Below are 13570 nucleotides of genomic sequence, written 5' to 3'. Positions count from 1 at the left end.
AGTCCGAATTTGAGTTCGCGCTTGAACTCCAGGTCCAACTCGCTGCCTTCGGCAACAAACTGACCGCGGACGAAATAGCCTTTTGTGGGTTTACGGGACATGAAGGGGGGAACTCGTTTTCAGATGCAGCGCTGGGGCTGGGTGGCAAGTATCATAGCGGCCACTGCGGGCCTGGCGCCCGCCATTTTTTTCGAGACCCTCGTCGTGAATATTTCTGTGAAAAGCGCCGTGAAAAAAAACGCCCCTGCCCCCGCCTCCCATGCACACGCCCACGACGGCTTCAGCTACTCGCGTGACCATTTTGAGGGGTTGGTCGACATCGCCCTGCACCACGCCAAAAAACTGGGGGCCACCAATGCGGGTGCTGAAGCTTCAGAGGGTTGCGGACTGTCGGTCAGTGTGCGCAAAGGCGAGCTGGAAAACGTGGAGCGCAACCGCGACAAATCGCTGGGTGTGACGGTCTATGTGAAGCACCGCCGGGGCAATGCCAGCACCTCCGACTTTTCCAAAGCCGCGATCGAGCGCACGGTGCAGGCCGCTTTCGACATCGCCCGCTTCACGGCCGAAGACCCCACGGCCGGTTTGCCGGACGCGGCGGACATCGAACCGAATCACCGCGACTTGGACCTGTTTCACCCATGGTCCATCAACAGCGAAGAAGCCGCCCGCATCGCCTTGCAATGCGAAGCCGCCGCCCTCAAAACCAGCCGCCGCATCACCAACAGCGACGGCGCTGCCGTGTCGGCCCAGCAAAGCCATTTCTTCAGCGCCCACACGCACGGCTTCAGGGGCGGTTATGCCAGCTCGCGCCACAGCGTGTCGGTGGCCCCGATTGCAAAGCTGCCGGGGCGCAACGCCGAAATGCAGCGCGACGCTTGGTACACCTCGATGCGCTCGGCCGACGAACTCGCCTCGGTCGAGGCGGTTGGCCGCTACGCCGCAGAACGTGCCTTGTCGCGCCTGGGGGCACGCAAAATCGCCACCACCGAATGCCCGGTGCTGTTTGAGTCGCCCGTGGCGGCGGGCTTGTTGGGCGGGTTTGTACAGGCCGTCAGCGGCAGCGCGCTGTACCGCAAAAGCAGTTTTTTGATGGATTCCTTGGGCAAAAAAGTGTTTCCCAAGCACATCGACATCGAAGAAGACCCGTTTGTGATGCGCGGCAAAGGCAGCTCGCCATTTGACGACGAAGGCGTGCGCTCGGTGCGCCGCAAAGTGGTCAAAGGCGGACGGGTGGAGGGCTACTTCCTCTCCAGCTATTCGGCCCGAAAGTTGGGCATGAAGACCACCGGCAACTCGGGTGGTTCGCACAACTTGGCGCTAACGTCTCGCCTGACCCAAGCAAGTGACGACCTCGATGCCATGATCCAAAAGTTGGGCACCGGCCTGTTCGTGACCGAATTGATGGGCCAGGGCGTGAACTACGTGACGGGCGACTATTCACGCGGGGCCAGCGGATTTTGGGTGGAGAACGGCCAGATTGCCTACCCGGTGCATGAGATCACCATTGCGGGCAACCTGAAGGACATGCTGATGGGCATCGAAGCGGTGGGCTCGGATGCCTACAACATGGGCGCCAAATCCACCGGCTCCATCTTGGTCAACCGCATGAAGGTGGCGGGCAGCTGAGTTTCAGGTCACGTTTTTGAAGCTGTGATTGATACAGGTTTCAGCTGGGCCGAGCCTCACGCATCATCGCCATGAACAGGTTGCTGTCCAGGGCATGCAGTGTGCCATGTGGCTTGTGCGTCGGCATGGATTGCGCTGCAAAAAGCGCGTTCATGATGGCCTCTTCGGTGGCTTGAATGGTGGCCTCATACACGGGGTCCATTGCCGATTCGTCCAATGCCTGGACTGGGTGGACGAGTGGTCCGGGCCGCCTCACGCCTCGGGCCTCACGGGCATTGGCGGTTGAAAAGGCCAAGGTGATTTCGCCCGAATAATTCCCCGCGCTGCCGCCCAACAAGGCGACCCCCATGGGCACACGCCCAGCCACCAACGCCAGTTGTTTGGCGTCTAAAGGCAAGTCGGTGGCGACGATGGTGATCAGTGAGCCCGTTTCGGCCATGCCTTGGGAAAATGGCGAAGGCTGAGGCCACAGCCGACCCAAGGGTTGGCCGCGCCAGCAAAATTGGCTTCGGCCCCCAAAATTGGATTGAACAAAAACACCCAGGGTGCCTTGCAGGCCCTCCAGTTGGATGGTTCTGGAGCTCGATCCACTGCCGCCCTTGAAGCCAAAGGTTTGCATGCCCATCCCGCCCCCGCAATTGCCCTGCGCAATGGGGCTTTTGCCCAGTTGGTGTGCCCGTTGTGCGCAAGCCCACGCTTGTTCCAGTGCAAGCCGGGCATGCTCAGGGCGAACCAGCAGGGCCAAAATATCATTGGTAAAGCCGTCGTAGGTTTCGGCGACCACGGGCATGGCCCAAAAATGATCATTTTCAAACAGGTCTTTGTAGCGTTCAGCCATCCAGCTCACTGCGGCCTCATGTGCCGCCCCTACAGCGTGGGTGTTGGTGATCAACACAGGGCTGTTCAGGCGTCCACTGTCTTTGATCCAATGGCTGCCGGTCATTTCGCCATTGCCGTTCTGCGAATGAATGGCAGCTGGACAAGACATCAACAGGGGTGAATCTCCCATAGGCAAGATGGCAGTCACACCCGTGCGAAAAGGTCGGCCCTCTGCATTCAAACCGTCGTGGTCCCAATAGCCCACCGACACATCGGCCACATCGACGATGGAATTGGTCACGCCAGGGGTGCCAGAAAACGCAAGACCGCATTCTCGTGGAGATGGACGAAGAGCATTCAAAGTTAGATTTCCTGTGCTATGGGTCTGGACCGGTTTGACCGGCAATTGATGGGCATTATCGCCAGTGGCGTTGCCTGACGTCTTCAAAATGCGAGGCCCATTGCCGCGTTAAGTCGCGTTGATGGTCTTGTAATTTTTGCGCTGGCATTTGATCGTGCTGGGGCGTGAAAGGGCAGGGCGCTTCAGTTTTGTGGCCAGACAATTGCTCCAGCACGGCAAGGCCCCAAAAAGGAACAGACACAGGGCAGTAGCCCCCTTCGTGGGTCATGACCAAACGACCTTGGGCATGGCGGCGCGCCACATCCATGACCGCATCGGTCATCCACCTGAACGCGACGCCATCGAGCAGCATGCGGCCCAATGGGTCAAAACGCCCGGCATCGTAGCCACAAGCGACGATGATCAACTCGGGTCGATAAGCCTCCAGAGCGGGCAAAACGACTTGTTCAAAGGCCTCGCGGTAAGCACCGAAGCCGCAACCGGGTGGCAAGGGGAGGTTGAGGTTGTAGCCCAGTCCTTGGCCTGTACCCAGTTCGTCGGCTTCGCCTTTGACAAACAAATAGCCTGCCTGTTGGTGCACCGAAATGGTCAGCACATCGCTTCGGTTTTCAAAGCATTTTTGGGTGCCGTTGCCAAAGTGCACATCCCAGTCGACGATGGCCACACGCTGCAAACCATGGACTTCGATGGCATGGACTGCAGCCAAAGCGGCATTGGCAAAGACGCAAAAACCCATGCCTTGCTCAGGTTCTGCGTGGTGGCCGGGCGGTCGGGTCAGGGCGTAAGCGGTTTGGGCCTGGCCGTGCATCACGGCATCGACGGCGCTCAGGGCGCAACCTGCGGAACGTCTGGCCGCGTCCCAGCCGTTGGACGAAATGGGCGCGCCAATGCCGGTGTCGCCGCCGCCTTGATGGGCAATGGCTTGGACTTTGCTGACGTAATCGGCGCTGTGCAGACGGGTGAGTTCGTGCACTTGGGCGTCCCGCGCTGGCATCACCTGGAGCTGCGACATCATGCCGCTGGTTTGCAGCAAGTTGTGCAGGCGCCGCTTGGGGTCGGCGTTTTCGATGTGGCGGTTGTAGGGCTCCACAAAGCCGCCGGGTTTGAGCATCAGGGCGTAGTTGCCCGGGTCGTGCCAGAAACAGATTTCGTCGGTTACATAGGCGGTGGTCGTATTCATTAGGTTTTTCATTCTTTGCTTTTGATCAACACGCGGGAAAGCCAGGGCCAGACCAGCATCAGAACCATGACGGCCAGGATGCTCGCTGCAATCGGGCGTTCGATGAAGGGCATCAGGGAGCCGTCGCTGCGACCCAGCGCCTGGCGCAGGGCTGACTCCAGTGTGTCGCCCATGACCATGCCCAAAATGAGCGGAATGGTGGGGATATTGGCCCGCGCACACACCAGTCCGAAGACGCCGAACACGATGGCAATCAGCACGAAATACATGGAGTTGGCCGCCGAGTAGGCCCCCACAAAGCACAGCGCCAAAATGGCCAGGCCCAGAATGCGTGGGTTCACATAAGCCAGACGGGCCAGGGGTTTGACGCACAACACGAGCAAAATCAAGATGACCACGTTGATGACAAACAAGGCCGACAGCACGCCGTTGATGATTTCGGGACGGTCCATGAACAGCGACGGGCCCGGCACAATGCCGTGCACCACAAACACCCCCATGATGATAGCGGTGATGACATCGCCCGGAATGCCCAGCGCCAGCACCGTGATCATGGCGCCGCCCGAGTTGGAGTTGTTGGCGCTCTCGGCGGCCACAATGCCCTCGGGGTTGCCTTCGCCAAAAGGTGTGGGGTCTTTGGCCCCGCGTTGCGCCCAAAAGTAAGCCAATGAGGTGGACAGGGCCGCACCCACAGCGGGCAAGACCCCGATGGCCGAGCCCAGGAACAGGCCTTTGGCCAGGGTTTTAGGGTACTTGAAAGGCTCCAGAAAGGCCCGCCAGGAGACACCTGCACGGCCAATCAGAGAAGAATCAAACGTGGGCACCGGCGAGCTGACCATGACCAAAGCCTGCGCCATGCCGAACATGCCCACCGCCACCGGCACCAAAGGGATGCCGCTGAGCAAGGCGGGGATGCCCAGCGTGTAGCGTTGCTCGTTGGAGTTGGGGTCGATGCCCACGGTGGCCAGGAAGAACCCGAAGCACATCATCATCATGGCCGAGGCAAACTGGCGCTGATAGGCTTTGCCCACACACAGGCTGGCCAACAAGATGGCCATCACGGTTTCGGGTGCGCCAAATTTGGCGGCAAAACCCGCCAGCGGTCGGGCCGCCAGGCCGAGCAGCAAGGCGCTCACAATGCCGCCAATGAAAGCCGACATGAAGGCCAGCGACAAGGCCCTTTGCGCTTGACCGTTGCGGGCCATGGGGTAGCCGTCAAACATGGTCATGATGGACGAGGCCTCGCCCGGCGTTCGGATCAGGATGGACGTGACCGCGCCGCCGTAAAAGGCGCCGCAGTAGACCCCCAGCAGCAAAGAAATGCCCGCCAGCGGTGCCATGCCGTAAGTGAAGGGCAGCAGCACGGCAATCGACACACCCGGCCCCACACCGGGCAGCACGCCCACCACAATGCCCAAAGCCGAGCCCAGCAACAGGGACAGCACGATTGGCCAGGTGCCCAGCGCCGCAAAACCCTGCGACAAGCTTTCAAAAAATTCCATGCTCAGATCAACCAGCCGTGTCCGAAGTGGACTTTGAGAAGTTTCGAAAACACCCACCACATGGCCAGCGCCAAGGGCAGGCTCAGCGCCCAAGTGGTGCGCCAGGCAAAGCCCAGCACCAGGCTGCTGGTCACCAGAAAGAGCAAAGTGCTGCTCAGGTAACCCAGCCAGGGCACGGCCAGCATGTAAAGGCCAAACAGACCCAGCATGGCCCAGGCCAGACCCATGCGGGCCTGGCTGGAGTTGAGTTCATCAGAGTCTTTGAGTTCGATGGCGCGTCGGCGATGGAAGACCTCCACCACACCCGCCAGGGCCATCAACCCCAGGGCCAGCAACGGAAAAAATGCCGCCGATTCGAACCATGCCACTGCTTGAGGGTAAGGCACGATGAGTGATCGGCTGGCCAGCGCCAGGCCCCCCGCCAGCAGGGCCAGCACCAGCAAAAACACCCGGTCCCAGGACCAACCGCGAAGGCTTGACTCGGGTTGCATCGTCACTTCTTGGTCATGCCCAGTTCGGTCATCAGTTCGCCAATCCACTTGGCGTCTTCAGTCACACGTTTGCTCATCTGGTCGGCGGTCATTGGGAAGGGGGGAATGCCCGCTTTCTTGAACTGGTCTTGCACGGCCTTGTCTTTGAGAGACTCCATCATCACGCTGGAAAGCTTGTTGATGATGTCCTTGGGCACGCCCACGGGTGCGGCCATACCGCCCCAGGTGTACAGGTCACCATAGCCTTCTTCGGTGGGTGTGGCCGCACTTGGAAACACCGGGTTACGTTGCGGCCCCCAGGCCGACAGGATCTTGATTTGCCCAGCCTTGGCGTAGGAGATGGCACCTTCGGCCCCCGCCGTGGTCAGATCGGCGTCCCCGGCGACCAGTTCTTTGGCGCTGGGGTTGGGGAAGGCCACGACTTTGTAGGCCCAGCCGTCTTTCTTGGCAATCTTGGCGGCGATCAGCGCTGGCACGGCGGCGGGTGCATAGCTGCCAATCACCACGGGCTTGCCGCTTTTCTTGGCCCAGGCGGCGAACTCCTTGAGGTTGGTGGCCGGAATGTCGCCACGCGCAGCCAGCACGAAGTCGTTGATCAGCATGCCGCCCACCGACTGGTAGTCGCTGATTTTGTAGGGCGTGTTGCCCGCAATGATTTGTGAGATGCCCGGGCCAGGCGTCCAGGTGCCGATGGTGTAGCCATCGGGTTTGGCGCGGGTCATCTCGGCGAAGCCCACCACGCCGCCGCCGCCGGGCTTGTTGATCACCTGCACCGGAACGCCCAGGCGCTTGCTCATGCCCTCTGCGACCAGGCGGGTCACCACGTCCATGTCGTTGCCCGGTGGGTAAGGGTAGATTATCTCAATGGGCTTGCTGGGCCATTTGTCTTGTGCCATGGCGGGCAGGGCAGCAGCAGCGGCCAGGGCGGCAAGGGTGATCAAACGGATGCGGTGGTTCATGTGAGTCTCCTGATGGTGGGGTGAAGTGAAATCAAACTTTTTCTGCGGCAGAGAACGCGATGTGCAAGATGCGCAGGGTCTCGTCCACATCCTGGCGCGTAAAGACCAGGGGCGGCGATAGGATAAGGCGGTTGCCTTGCACGCGGATGATGGCACCCGCGTGGCGGGCCGTGCCCACCAACGTCTGGATGTAAGGCGAGGGCGGCATGAGCATGGCTTTGCTGGCCTTGTCGGTCACCAGCTCCACGGCGGCCATCATGCCTTTGCCGCGGACTTCACCCACATGGGCGTAATGCATCAACTCTTGCAACTTGTCTTGCATGTAAGCCCCCACGCGGCTGACGTTGCCGGGCAGGTCTTCGCTGGCCACGATGTCCAGATTCGCGTTGGCCGCAGCGCACGCCAGCGCATGGCCTGAATAGGTGTAGCCGTGCATCAGCGCAGCGGGCACGCCGGGCTGATTCCAAGCGCTGGCCACGCGTTCGTTGATGAGCGTGGCACCCAAAGGCACATAACCCGAATTGATGCCCTTGGCCATGGCCATGATGTCGGGGGCCACGCCCCATGCGCGCGCACCGCACATGGCGCCAATGCGGCCAAAGCCGGTCACGATCTCGTCGCTGATCAGCAAGATGCCGTGCTGGTCGAGCAGTTGACGCAGGCCCGGCCAGTAGCTCTCGTGCGGCACGATCACGCCGCCTGCGCCTTGCACCGGCTCGGCCACCAAGGCAGCGATGTTGTGCGCCCCAACTTGCTCGATCAGCTGGGCCAATTGGTCCAGGCACAGCTGAGAAAGCTTGGCCGGGTCGGTTTCGTTCCAGGGATTGCGGTAGGTGTAGGGCGTTTCGGCCAAGTGGCAGCCGGGCAGCAGGGGCTCGTAGGCGCTGCGAAACATCGGGTTGCCATTGATGGACGCGCCGCCAAAGTGCACGCCGTGGTAGCCCCACTTGAGCGAGATGAACTGGTGACGATCGGGCTGGCCGTTCAGCTTCCAGTATTGGCGCGCCAGCTTGAGCGCGGTTTCCACCGCGTCTGAGCCACCGGAGGAAAAGAACACCTTGTTCATTTTTTCTGGTGCGAACATGCGCATCAGCCGCGCCGACAGTTCGATGGCGGGCGGGTTGGAGGTGTTTTGAAAAGTGGAGTAGTAAGCCAGCTTGTCCAGCTGGGCCTTGATGGCGTTGATGACCTCGGGGCGGTTGTGCCCGACATTCACGTTCCAAAGTGAAGCCACCGTGTCAAGATAACGATGGCCGTCGATGTCGTACACGTAGACGCCTTCGCCCCTGTCAATGATCAGGGGCGGTGAAGCTTGCACCGCCTTGGGGTCGATCATGGGGTGGTACATGTGCTGCGCGTTGGCGCTGCGGATGTCGATGCTGTTGTGGTTCATGCCCCCGAGCATAGGCACCAAGGGGGTAATGGAAAAAATCCATTATCCTCAGGTCTTTCCCGTAGACAGGTTGTTGCAAACATGGATTTTCCGAAGGCATCCTTGGCGACGCCTGATTCGCTGCCCCATTTTGAAAATCCGCAGTCGATCTTCGATCTGCTCAATTTTCAGCTGCACGAGTTCCTGGGCATCAGCGGTTCATTGGTGACCCGCATTTGCGAAAACGAGTACGGCATCACCCGAGAGGAGTGGCAGTTTGCGGCGATGTTGGCCGAACTCGGGGGCATGTCACCTTCGGACTTGGCAGCCCGCACCACGGTGGACCGATCGCAAGCCTCCAAAACCTTGCGCGGCCTGATGGTCAAGGGTCTGGTGGACCGCCAGCCCGTGCCCGGGGACGGCCGCAAAGCGAGGGTCCTTCTGACAGAGGCCGGCATGCAGTTGTACCGGCAAATCTTTCCCCGCGTGGTTCAGGTGCACAACGAGGTCATGCAAGACCTGAGCACCGAAGAACGTGAGGCCCTGGCCCGGGCTATGCATGTGCTGCGCGCGCGCGCATTGGCCGTGGCGCAAAGGCACAAGCCCGAAGGTGCCGCTGGGCGGAGACTGGGGGGCAGCCGCGCTCGCTGGAAATCAACGCCCCTGGCCGATTAAGCCCGCAGGTCGGCGCGGATCAGGTCAGCGGCTTTTTCGGCCAGCATGATGATGGGCGCGTTGGTGTTGCCTGAAACGATGCGCGGCATGACCGCGCCATCCACCACACGCAGACCTTGCACACCGTGCACCCGCAGCCGGGCATCGACCACCGCCATCGGGTCATTCTCTGGGCCCATGGCGCAGGTGCCCACCGGGTGAAAAATACTGCCCGCGCGGCGGCGCACCCAATCGAGCAGATCGGCATCACTTTGGCTTGTTGCGCCGGGTTCATGCTCTTGCACGATGATGTCGGACAGCGCTGACTGGCTGGCGATTTCGCGCATTTTGCGCACCATCTGCACGGCCAGGCGCTGGTCGTTTTCGGCGCTCAGGTAACGGGCCTGAATCTCGGGTGCGGCCAGGGGGTCTGCGCTGCGAAGCTGGATACGCCCCCGACTTTCGGGCCGCAAAATGCAGGCCGACAGGGTGATGCCCGGAAAGGGATGAGGCGGTTGGTGGGGGCGGTCAAAGCTGACCAGACCGAAATGGATCTGCACATTGGGCCAGTGGGGCTGCTGGGCATTGTCCACTGACAAAAACGCGCCAGCCCGGTAAACCCCGGTGGCCAGAGACCCCGTGCGGGTGAGTTGGTAACGCAAAAAGTCGCGGGCACTGCGCCAACGGCTGTTGGCCACATCGTTCAGGGTCTCCACCCCTTCGCAGCGAAAGGACGGGCGCACCTGCAAATGGTCTTGCAAGTTTTCGCCCACGCCCGGCAAATCGACGACCGGTGCAATTTGGTGCTTGGCCAGCAAGGCGCTTGGGCCCATGCCGGACAGCTGCAAGAGTTGCGGTGACTGGATGGCGCCTGCGCAAAGCACCACTTCATGCCGGGCATGCAGGCTGTAGCTGTGCCCGTTTTGAATCCAGGTCACGCCTTGTGCCCGTGTGCCCTGTGTCAGGATGCGGGTGACCTGCGCACCGCTGATGACCTGCAAGTTGGGGCGTTGCATGGCGCGCCGCAAATAAGCCCGCTCGGTGCTCATGCGTTGGCCGTGGCGCGTGTTCATGCGAAAGTAGCCCGCACCCGAGTTGTCACCGCCATTGAAGTCGGTCGTCGGCGGGATGCCGCATTGCGCAGCGGCCGCAACAAACGCATCGGACAACGGATCATGGGGCACTTCGGAAACCCACAAAGGCCCCTCTTGGCCATCACCGGGATGGGGACGGTCGGTGTTCATGGCGCGCTGGAAATAGGGCAGCACATCGGCCCAGGACCAGCCCGGGTTGCCCAAGTCTTGCCAACGATCATAGTCCTGTTGGTGGCCGCGCAAATACAGCATGCCGTTGATCAGGCTGGAGCCCCCCGGACCCTTGCCCCGGGGCCAGGGCAAGCGCCGATCGGCCATGCCGGCCTCGGGTTGTGTTTCAAATTGCCAATCGTGTGCCGGGTTGCCAACGGTTTTGAAATAGCCGATGGGAATGCTCAGCCATGGGTATTTGGAGTGCGTGCCGGCTTCGATCAAGGTGACCTGCAGGTTCGGGTCTTCGCTCAGCCGGGCAGCCAGGGTGCAGCCAGCCGAGCCCGCCCCGACAATGAGGATGTCGCACGAGGTGGCCGTGGTGCTCATTCAATCGGCCTTGATCTGGGCAGCGCGTCCGATGCGTTGCCACTTTTCGGTTTCAGAGGCAATGACGGCACCAAATTGGCCGCCGCTCATGGGCTCGGTCTCCAGAGCCAAGGCCCCCAGGCGTTCGCGCACCTCGGGCAGATTCAAGGCTTTGTTCAGTTCGGTGTTCAGGCGCTCCACCACTTCCTTGGGGGTCCCGGCCTTGACCATCATGCCGTCGAAGGAACGCAGCACGAAGTCAGCAAAGCCTTGCTCGGCCATGGTGGGCACCTCTTTGAGTGCAGGCAAGCGTTTGGCACCCGTGACGGCCATGGCCTTGAGTTTGCCGCCTTGTATTTGCGGGATGGCGGCTGAGGCCGTCAAAAACATGAAGTTGGTGCGGTCGGCAATCAGGTCTCCAATGGCCATGCCAAACTGGTTGTAGGGCACATGGGTGGTCATGGTCCCGGTTTGTTGCTTGAACAGTTCGCCGGCCAGATGCGCGGGTGTGCCATTGCCCCCGGAAGCAAAACTCAAAGTGCCAGGTTTGGCCTTGGCCGTTTGAACAATGTCTGCGGGACCTTTCAGCGCGCTGGAGATCGGGGCCACCAGCACGTTGTAACTCCAGGCCATGTGACCCACCGGTTCAAGTTGGCTGAACTGGATGGACTGCGCCGGAAACAGCAGCGGTGCCACCAGGGACGCCGAGGACAGCAGATAAAGGGTGTGTCCATCGGCAGGCTGGCGCAATGCATCGGCCATGCCAATGGTGCCCGCAGCCCCGGGCTTGTTGTCCACCACGATGGGTTGGCCCAAAGCGCTGCTCATTTTTTCGGCCACCATGCGGCCGGACACATCGGCAGGCGTGCCAGGGGGCCAAGGAACGACCATGCGGATGGCTTTGCTCGGGTAGTTTTGTGCCATGGCGGCACAGGACAGCAGCAGCATCAGGCTGGCCAAGAAAGTGTGAGCCGCACGTCGAGAAACCGGAAGGGTTGGCATGGTGAATGGTCTCCTGGATGGTTTAGGTTGACGTCAAAACCGTGTTTGACTGCTGGCCATTATTCAAAGTCCCTTGTGGCGTGACAAATGAATAATGCCGCTCGATTCATACCTGAACGGATATGATTGGTCATGGCATTGAATTTACAACGGGTGCTGACGCTCAAGCAATTGCGCTTGGTGAGCGTTCTGGGACGCGAGCTCAACCTGAGTCGGTGTGCAGACATCCTGCACTCCACCCAACCGGCTGCCTCAAGGGCGCTTGCGCAGCTGGAGGACCAGTTGCAGGTGATTTTGTTTCAGCGCACCACCAAACGCATGGTGCCCACTGTGGCGGGTTTGAGCCTCATTCAGCACGCTCACCGCGTGCTGGCCGAGATCGATCTGGCCGAGGAGGACTTGCTGGGCTTGTCCGGTGGTGTCAGCGCGGAGATGCGTGTTGGCGTGTTGGCTGCGTTTTCGCCGGAGGTCTTGGCCCGGGCCATGGCGCGTTCGCGTGAGATCTTGCCAGAGGTGCTGCTCATCACCCAGATGCTGCCGCTGGAGGTGCTTTATGAGCAATTGCTGGATGGCCGCCTTGACCTCATGTTGGCGCACGCCGAATTGCGTGTCGATTTGAACCTGGTGGAGGTCACGCCCTTGTACGAGGAGCACAGCACCATCTTGGCTGGGTTGGATCACCGGTTGCACAAAAAAAAGAAACTCTCATGGGTGGATCTGGCACAAGAGGCCTGGGTGCTGCCGCCACCCCACACCCCATTGCGTCCCAAAATTGACCGCATGCTGTCGGTCCACCGCCACGGCGATCGCTTGGGGCAGGGGCCGGATGTGCAAACCGACTCCTCCTTGCTCGCCCTCAGTCTGATCGGTCAAACCCCGATGCTGTGGGCCATTGCCCATCAGCAGGCCAAGCAGTTTGAAGTCACTGCGCAGGTGCAAGCACTGCGTGCACCCGCCCAGCTGCTCACTGGGCCGATGTGCTGTTTTCGGTTGCGCGAGGAGCGACTGAAAACGCAGCAAAGCATCTTCATGGGCTGCCTGAGAGACAGCGCCCGCAGCCTGGCCAACTGAATTGCGGGTCAGCCCGCCAGCGTCGCCTTCACCGCAGCGGACACCTGACCCATATCGGCCTTGCCTGCCAGTTGGGTTTTAACGGCGCCCATCACCTTGCCCATGTCGCCTGGGCCCTTAGCGCCTAATTCGGACACGATGGCCTGCACGGCCGCAGTGACTTCTTCGGCCGACATGCGGGCTGGCAGGTAGCCCACCAAAACAGCTATTTCGGCCTTTTCCTTGTCGGCCAAGTCTTGGCGGGCAGCTTGCTCAAAGGCGGCGATCGAGTCTTTGCGCTGCTTGATGAGTTTGTCCACGATGGCCACCACGGCCACGTCGTCCAGCTCGATCCGCTCGTCCACTTCTTTTTGCTTCAAGGCCGACAGCAGCAAGCGGATGGTGCCCAGACGCTCAGCGTCTTTGGCGCGCATGGCGGTTTTCATGTCTTCGGTGATCTGTTCTTTCAGGCTCATGAGAGGCTCCAAGCATGGAAATTTATAAAAGGAAATCACAAACAACAAAGCCCGCCTGAGCGTCCTCCAGCGGGCTTGTTTGCAGACCTGGGCAGGTCGTACAAATTAGAAGATCAATACATCTTCTTGGGCAGCTGCATGCTGCGCACACGCTTGTAGTGGCGCTTGACGGCAGCCGACTTCTTGCGCTTGCGCTCAGTGGTGGGCTTTTCGTAGAACTCGCGGGCACGCAGGTCGGTCAGCAGGCCGAGTTTTTCGATGGTGCGCTTGAAGCGACGCAGGGCAACGTCGAACGGCTCGTTTTCTTTCACGCGGATGGTGGTCATTGAATCAAAGTTTCCAAAAAATGTGCCGGCTGCGCAAGCAAGGGAGATCGGGCCCTTGAAAGCCAGTTTCGGCGGTTCCCCGTCATGAACTAGTATTTGGCAGACGGGGGTTTGCCAACAAAGCCTGAGATTATAGCCA

At 60.6% G+C, this 13570-nt stretch carries 13 protein-coding genes and 1 pseudogene; 3 read left to right on the top strand and 11 right to left on the bottom strand.

The features are described 5' to 3' along the window. Positions 1 to 101: pseudogene (locus Q0O99_RS04255) on the bottom strand (ribosome biogenesis factor YjgA); the annotation flags it as partial. A 22-nt stretch (positions 102 to 123) separates the two neighbouring features. On the opposite strand from Q0O99_RS04255, the gene pmbA reads away from it, so the two are divergent. After that, positions 124 to 1626, top strand: coding sequence for a metalloprotease PmbA (gene pmbA, locus Q0O99_RS04250; RefSeq protein WP_293748902.1), 1503 nt, complete (start codon positions 124 to 126; stop codon positions 1624 to 1626). Between the two features lie 40 nt (positions 1627 to 1666). Here pmbA and Q0O99_RS04245 read toward each other — a convergent pair whose 3' ends face one another. The 6 genes from Q0O99_RS04245 to Q0O99_RS04220 all read right to left on the bottom strand — a co-directional run bounded on the left by Q0O99_RS04245 (position 1667) and on the right by Q0O99_RS04220 (position 8331). Further along, entirely contained in the window at positions 1667 to 2746 is a 1080-nt protein-coding gene (locus tag Q0O99_RS04245) for a P1 family peptidase (protein WP_293748892.1), read from the bottom strand. A gap of 115 nt (positions 2747 to 2861) precedes the next feature. Further along, positions 2862 to 3986: a class II histone deacetylase gene (locus Q0O99_RS04240; protein WP_293748890.1), complete on the bottom strand. Its 1125-nt coding sequence runs from the start codon at positions 3984 to 3986 to the stop codon at positions 2862 to 2864. Between the two features lie 8 nt (positions 3987 to 3994). Further along, the gene (locus Q0O99_RS04235; RefSeq protein ID WP_293748888.1) at positions 3995 to 5488 is read right to left on the bottom strand and encodes a tripartite tricarboxylate transporter permease; all 1494 of its coding nucleotides are present in this window, start codon (positions 5486 to 5488) and stop codon (positions 3995 to 3997) included. 2 nt (positions 5489 to 5490) lie between these two features. Beyond that, positions 5491 to 5979: a tripartite tricarboxylate transporter TctB family protein gene (locus Q0O99_RS04230; RefSeq protein WP_293748886.1), complete on the bottom strand. Its 489-nt coding sequence runs from the start codon at positions 5977 to 5979 to the stop codon at positions 5491 to 5493. Positions 5980 to 5981: 2 nt separating this feature from the next. Beyond that, the gene (locus tag Q0O99_RS04225; protein WP_293748884.1) at positions 5982 to 6938 is read right to left on the bottom strand and encodes a tripartite tricarboxylate transporter substrate binding protein; all 957 of its coding nucleotides are present in this window, start codon (positions 6936 to 6938) and stop codon (positions 5982 to 5984) included. A gap of 31 nt (positions 6939 to 6969) precedes the next feature. Then, positions 6970 to 8331 carry an aminotransferase class III-fold pyridoxal phosphate-dependent enzyme gene (locus tag Q0O99_RS04220; protein WP_293748881.1) on the bottom strand — a complete coding sequence of 454 codons (1362 nt, stop codon included), beginning with the start codon at positions 8329 to 8331 and terminating at the stop codon, positions 6970 to 6972. An 81-nt stretch (positions 8332 to 8412) separates the two neighbouring features. Between Q0O99_RS04220 and Q0O99_RS04215 the strand changes: the two genes are divergently transcribed. After that, on the top strand, positions 8413 to 8985 hold the full coding sequence (locus Q0O99_RS04215; RefSeq protein ID WP_293748879.1) for a MarR family winged helix-turn-helix transcriptional regulator: 573 nt from the start codon (positions 8413 to 8415) through the stop codon (positions 8983 to 8985). Here the strand turns inward: Q0O99_RS04215 and Q0O99_RS04210 are convergent. Both Q0O99_RS04210 and Q0O99_RS04205 read right to left on the bottom strand, forming a co-directional pair. Next, positions 8982 to 10598 (bottom strand): GMC family oxidoreductase, encoded by a 1617-nt coding sequence (locus Q0O99_RS04210; RefSeq protein WP_293748877.1) that lies wholly within the window; start codon positions 10596 to 10598, stop codon positions 8982 to 8984. The genes Q0O99_RS04215 and Q0O99_RS04210 overlap by 4 nt on opposite strands. Then, positions 10599 to 11579 carry a tripartite tricarboxylate transporter substrate binding protein gene (locus tag Q0O99_RS04205; RefSeq protein ID WP_293748875.1) on the bottom strand — a complete coding sequence of 327 codons (981 nt, stop codon included), beginning with the start codon at positions 11577 to 11579 and terminating at the stop codon, positions 10599 to 10601. A gap of 132 nt (positions 11580 to 11711) precedes the next feature. Between Q0O99_RS04205 and Q0O99_RS04200 the strand changes: the two genes are divergently transcribed. After that, complete coding sequence (locus Q0O99_RS04200; protein WP_293748873.1) at positions 11712 to 12650, top strand: LysR family transcriptional regulator; 939 nt, start codon at positions 11712 to 11714, stop codon at positions 12648 to 12650. Positions 12651 to 12658: 8 nt separating this feature from the next. On the opposite strand, the gene Q0O99_RS04195 is transcribed toward Q0O99_RS04200, so the two are convergent. Next, positions 12659 to 13105, bottom strand: a complete 447-nt coding sequence (locus Q0O99_RS04195) for a GatB/YqeY domain-containing protein (protein WP_293748871.1) — start codon at positions 13103 to 13105, stop codon at positions 12659 to 12661. 113 nt (positions 13106 to 13218) lie between these two features. Continuing rightward, positions 13219 to 13431: a 30S ribosomal protein S21 gene (gene rpsU, locus Q0O99_RS04190; protein WP_019428257.1), complete on the bottom strand. Its 213-nt coding sequence runs from the start codon at positions 13429 to 13431 to the stop codon at positions 13219 to 13221. Positions 13432 to 13570 lie beyond the last annotated feature (139 nt).

Source organism: Limnohabitans sp. Rim8 (assembly GCF_945901735.1).
GTDB lineage: Bacteria > Pseudomonadota > Gammaproteobacteria > Burkholderiales > Burkholderiaceae_C > Limnohabitans_A.
Note: the sequence above shows the minus strand (reverse complement) of the source record. Positions and strands in the feature narration are given on the sequence as shown.

Bases quoted from the DNA above. Each gene is read 5' to 3' on its own strand.
- pmbA (WP_293748902.1), top strand. From the start codon at position 124: ATGCAGCGCTGGGGCTGGGTGGCAAGTATCATAGCGGCCACTGCGGGC.
- Q0O99_RS04240 (WP_293748890.1), bottom strand. From the start codon at position 3,986: ATGAATACGACCACCGCCTATGTAACCGACGAAATCTGTTTCTGGCAC.
- Q0O99_RS04235 (WP_293748888.1), bottom strand. From the start codon at position 5,488: ATGGAATTTTTTGAAAGCTTGTCGCAGGGTTTTGCGGCGCTGGGCACC.
- Q0O99_RS04230 (WP_293748886.1), bottom strand. From the start codon at position 5,979: ATGCAACCCGAGTCAAGCCTTCGCGGTTGGTCCTGGGACCGGGTGTTT.
- Q0O99_RS04225 (WP_293748884.1), bottom strand. From the start codon at position 6,938: ATGAACCACCGCATCCGTTTGATCACCCTTGCCGCCCTGGCCGCTGCT.
- Q0O99_RS04220 (WP_293748881.1), bottom strand. From the start codon at position 8,331: ATGAACCACAACAGCATCGACATCCGCAGCGCCAACGCGCAGCACATG.
- Q0O99_RS04215 (WP_293748879.1), top strand. From the start codon at position 8,413: ATGGATTTTCCGAAGGCATCCTTGGCGACGCCTGATTCGCTGCCCCAT.
- Q0O99_RS04210 (WP_293748877.1), bottom strand. From the start codon at position 10,598: ATGAGCACCACGGCCACCTCGTGCGACATCCTCATTGTCGGGGCGGGC.
- Q0O99_RS04205 (WP_293748875.1), bottom strand. From the start codon at position 11,579: ATGCCAACCCTTCCGGTTTCTCGACGTGCGGCTCACACTTTCTTGGCC.
- Q0O99_RS04200 (WP_293748873.1), top strand. From the start codon at position 11,712: ATGGCATTGAATTTACAACGGGTGCTGACGCTCAAGCAATTGCGCTTG.
- Q0O99_RS04195 (WP_293748871.1), bottom strand. From the start codon at position 13,105: ATGAGCCTGAAAGAACAGATCACCGAAGACATGAAAACCGCCATGCGC.
- rpsU (WP_019428257.1), bottom strand. From the start codon at position 13,431: ATGACCACCATCCGCGTGAAAGAAAACGAGCCGTTCGACGTTGCCCTG.